Source organism: Candidatus Aegiribacteria sp. (genome assembly GCA_021108005.1).
Classification (GTDB): domain Bacteria; phylum Fermentibacterota; class Fermentibacteria; order Fermentibacterales; family JCC-6; genus Aegiribacteria.
In genome coordinates this window covers 1-4,097 of sequence record JAIORS010000025.1, presented here as the reverse complement: position 1 = coordinate 4,097, position 4,097 = coordinate 1, and the positions used below count along the sequence as shown (strand labels likewise).

General features: G+C 45.9%; 4 protein-coding genes. 2 read left to right on the top strand and 2 right to left on the bottom strand.

Going from position 1 to position 4,097, the window contains the following annotated elements:
• Nucleotides 1-158: 158 nt before the first annotated feature.
• Nucleotides 159-335: a hypothetical protein gene (locus tag K8S15_01880; GenBank protein MCD4774782.1), complete on the top strand. Its 177-nt coding sequence runs from the start codon at nucleotides 159-161 to the stop codon at nucleotides 333-335.
• A 37-nt stretch (nucleotides 336-372) separates the two neighbouring features.
• On the opposite strand, the gene K8S15_01875 is transcribed toward K8S15_01880, so the two are convergent.
• Together K8S15_01875 and pyk are read right to left on the bottom strand one after the other, a co-directional pair.
• Nucleotides 373-693: an ORF6N domain-containing protein gene (locus K8S15_01875; protein ID MCD4774781.1), complete on the bottom strand. Its 321-nt coding sequence runs from the start codon at nucleotides 691-693 to the stop codon at nucleotides 373-375.
• A gap of 294 nt (nucleotides 694-987) precedes the next feature.
• Nucleotides 988-2,406 (bottom strand): pyruvate kinase, encoded by a 1,419-nt coding sequence (pyk, locus tag K8S15_01870; protein ID MCD4774780.1) that lies wholly within the window; start codon nucleotides 2,404-2,406, stop codon nucleotides 988-990.
• Nucleotides 2,407-2,667: 261 nt separating this feature from the next.
• Between pyk and K8S15_01865 the strand changes: the two genes are divergently transcribed.
• The gene (locus K8S15_01865; protein ID MCD4774779.1) at nucleotides 2,668-4,014 is read left to right on the top strand and encodes a DUF4143 domain-containing protein; all 1,347 of its coding nucleotides are present in this window, start codon (nucleotides 2,668-2,670) and stop codon (nucleotides 4,012-4,014) included.
• Nucleotides 4,015-4,097 lie beyond the last annotated feature (83 nt).

Sequence of the window (4,097 nt, the reverse complement as noted above, 5' to 3'; positions counted from 1 at the left end):
GTAATAATCTTTTTACGAGCCCACTTGAAGTGGAATTTTAGTCAATCTGTATGATAGAAACTGGATATGGATAACATGTAAATCGATATCTTCATTGAAATGCAAGGGTCATTATCAGAATAATTCTTGTTGGATTACTCATATTTGCTGTGTTACAGGTGTTTTCTTCAGATGAAGTAAACCGTGACGCGGGCGCGGGAGCTTTCAGTTTCCTGAAGATTGATCCTGGAGCAAGAGCAGCTGCATTCGGTGGAACAGGAGTAATAAACAGCGGGAGTCTGGCAGGATTCACTAATCCGGCTCTCCTCGCTTCAGTTGAAACAGGTGCAGTATAAATGTTTAAATTCCCGGAACGGCTTGAAATCAAGATTCCTATTGCTCAGCATCATGCAGGCTAAAAGAATAGTAAAGAACACCCTGCTCAGTGAATACATAGGGTAGTTTCCTGCGTCCACCACGATTTTCTTTTGATGTCACAATTTGTGATATCAAAATTCTGGCGTTTATTTCTTCAAGTTCGTTCCTGGTTAATTGAAACATGAATTCAGGCGGAAATCGATTGATATTCCTTTTCACTGCTTGATTCAGTGCCCTTGTTTCTACATCATACAATTTGGCTAAATCGCTATCAGGAATTACCTGCACACCACGGACTGAAAAAATGTGATTTGAATGTTTTCGATTTGCATCAATTGATTATTTTTACTCATCATCTTTTCCTGTTTTCAACCTTGAACTTGTGTAATTATCGCACAGGTTGCTCCAACTGCCGTGGATCCCTTGGTAGTTTACCATTTAAGACTTCTCTGTTGGAACTGTTGTATTTTTGAAATAGCTAACCTTACTCTTATAAAGTGTAAAAAGGTAGATAAGTACTTACCCCGCAATTTTGCAGTATGTGCAGATTATGCAAATGCTGATCAGTTATCATTGTTGTTTCCTGTTCCTAACCCAAGCTTTTTCAAATGCTGTTCCATTTTTGCTAAACTAATCAGTTGTTTCAGCTGCTATAAGGTTCTCTACAGAGCCTATTTCAACGAAAGAAACACCCTTGCTTCTTCCGAAGTTTCCGCCCACAACAACTACCAGATCCTCCGGTCTCAGAACATTTTCATCTCTGAGCAGACCAAGAGCCTTGCCAACAAACTCATGTGTGATCTGCTCCGGCTCCATGAACCGGGCAGATACACCATACGAAAGAGCAAGGTGCCTGACAGTTTCTCTGCTGTAGCACTGGGCCAGTATGGGACATTTCCCTCTATAGGCGGAAAGGCTTCTCACGGTTCTTCCTGATGTGGTGTCGGTAACAACGGCATGGGCATTCAACTCCACTGCACCTTCCACAGCAGACTTTATCAGGAATGCTGATATGTCATTATTGATCACAACAACCGGAATGTCATTTATGTCTTCCTTATCTTTCTCTACTTCCCCTGCTATGGCAGCCATGGTCTGTACAGCTTCCACAGGATAATCACCTATTGCGGTTTCCCCGCTTAGCATGATTGCATCAGCCTGATCGTATATGGCGCCTGCAACATCATTGACCTCTGCGCGGGTGGGTCTGGGGTTTTCGATCATACTGTGGAGCATCTGAGTAGCAATGATCACCAGTTTCCTTCGCTCAATACACTTGTTGATGAGCATTTTCTGAATACCGGGCACTCTTTCGAAGGGTATCTCAATGGCGAGGTCTCCCCTGGCAACCATTACGCCGTAAGCAACATCAAGTATCTCATTGATGTTCTCAACTCCTTTGTGATTCTCTATCTTGGCAATCACCTTGATACTGCTTCCCCGGTGATGAAGGACCTCCTGAACTGCTTCCACATCAGCACGGGAACGAACAAATGAGTGTGCTATGAAGTCCAGGTTGTTATCAATGGCAAAATCAATGTACAGAAGGTCTCTTTTATTCAATGATGGCAAGCTTATATGCACATTTGGTACATTCACACCTTTGCGGCTGCTTATTTCACCACCATGTACAACCCGGCATAACAGACAATCCCCAAGCACTTCCACGGCCAACAATTCAATCTCACCGTCATCTATGAGCACGCTGCTTCCAACGGGAACATCGCCGGCAAAGCCGTGATGAGTCAGAGGAATACAAACACCGGAATAAGATTCACAACTCCCGCCAAGACCGATAATCTGACCGTTTTCAACAATGAAGGGCGAAGAAAATGATCCGGTTCTGATCTCCGGGCCTTTGGTGTCCATCATCAGAGCAATCCGGGATGAAACAGCCCTGACTGCATCAACAATCTTAAGAGCCCCGGAAAGAGACTGATGAGCAGAGTTGATCCGAACCACATTCATACCATTCTCATACAGCGAGCCAATGAACTCTTCCGAGCAGTTCAAATCTGAAATGCTTGCAACTATCTTGGTTTTCTTCATTTAACTTCTCCTGGAAGCAGGATGGACAGAGTTTCCCAAGACTCTACTATAACCAACATCTGCCTGGCAACAGATACTCAGTGACAGCTTCATCGCATATTTCCGGTGTACTCCAGTACCGAACATGGTTGTATCCACCTGAAACGACTCGCGAAAGTTCTCCCTATGTCTATATTGCCCCTGCATCATTACAAGATACGTAATAATTAGAGTTGACATTGTTACAAATATAGTGATATATCAGACAACAAAGGAGGTTTGATGTTTCCGAGAAAAATAGTGGAGTACATGGAGAAATGGATCAATGGTGCTGGACGCAAACCTCTTCTGCTCCGTGGGGCAAGGCAGACTGGTAAGACATCAGCGGTTCGATTGTTTGCTGGTGGCATGCCTGGATATCTCGAGGTTAACCTTGAGGCACCTGGAGAAAAGGCTGTGTTTGAACGTAACCTTCCGGTGAGGGATCTTGTCAGCTCTCTGCGGCTCTCAAGGGGTGTTACTGCTTCTCTAGAGGAATCCCTGCTCTTCATCGATGAAATCCAGATGTGCCCATCGGCAATACGCTACCTGCGTTACCTGCAGGAGGAAGTCCCGGAGCTTCCTGTAATCGCTTCCGGTTCACTCCTGGAGGTCTACCTGTCCAGATCAGGCACGGAATTCCCTGTAGGAAGAGTCGAGCACAGCTTCATGTACCCGGTTACTTTCAAGGAGTATCTGACCGCATCAGGTCATTCAGATATGCTGGACATGATCAACATGATTCCAATGCGTGAGTATGCTGTTCCTCCTATCTACCGAGAGTACGTGAAGTATGCTTTCCTTGGTGGGATGCCGGAGATCGTGCAGGCCAGGTTGAATGGTGCTGAAGCAGAAGATCTCGGAACGCTCTACTCATCGATCTTAATCTCGTTCCTCGACGATGTTCCCAAGTATGCTTCGAACCGGACGATGTCAGACGTTCTGAGACATTGCATTGAAACAGCCCCCTCTGAGGTCGGAAGCAGGATAACTTTTGCTGGATTCGGTGGCTCCTCATACAGATCGAGAGAGGTTGGTGAGGCTTTCAGAACGCTTGAGAAAGCCATGCTGATATACCTTTTACTCCCGACCGGTTCGACTTCCCCACCAATTCGGTTGAACAGGCGGAAGTCCCCAAAGCTTTTATTCCTTGACTCAGGGCTTCTTGTCCATTCCCTTGGTACACAATGGGAGGAGATGAATTTTCAGGATCTGAACTCATCCTTCAGGGGGGTGCTTGCTGAACAATCTGTCGGTCAGGCACTACTGGCAGATCAGATGAATTCCATGCCGTCTCTCAGTTTCTGGGCACGCAGCAAGAGGGGATCGAATTCAGAGGTCGATCTCGTTATTCAGCACAGGGGTAAGCTTATACCTATCGAGGTGAAATCAGGAGCAACCGGAAAACTCAGATCCCTGCATAGATTCATCGAGGACTCGGAGCAGGACCTGGCAGTAAGATATTATGGAGGACCAATTCAGGTTGATAACCTGCGAACACCTTCGGGAAAGGAATTCAGACTGCTGAATCTGCCACACTTCCTGGCAAGTGAGTTGTCCCGGTATCTGGATTGGGTGATTGAGCAGTAAGTCTATATACATGCAGGCAAACTCAATGGCGGAGGATGTTGCTTCCGAGTTGGAACCCCTTTATGGCGTGGATGCAGGGGTTG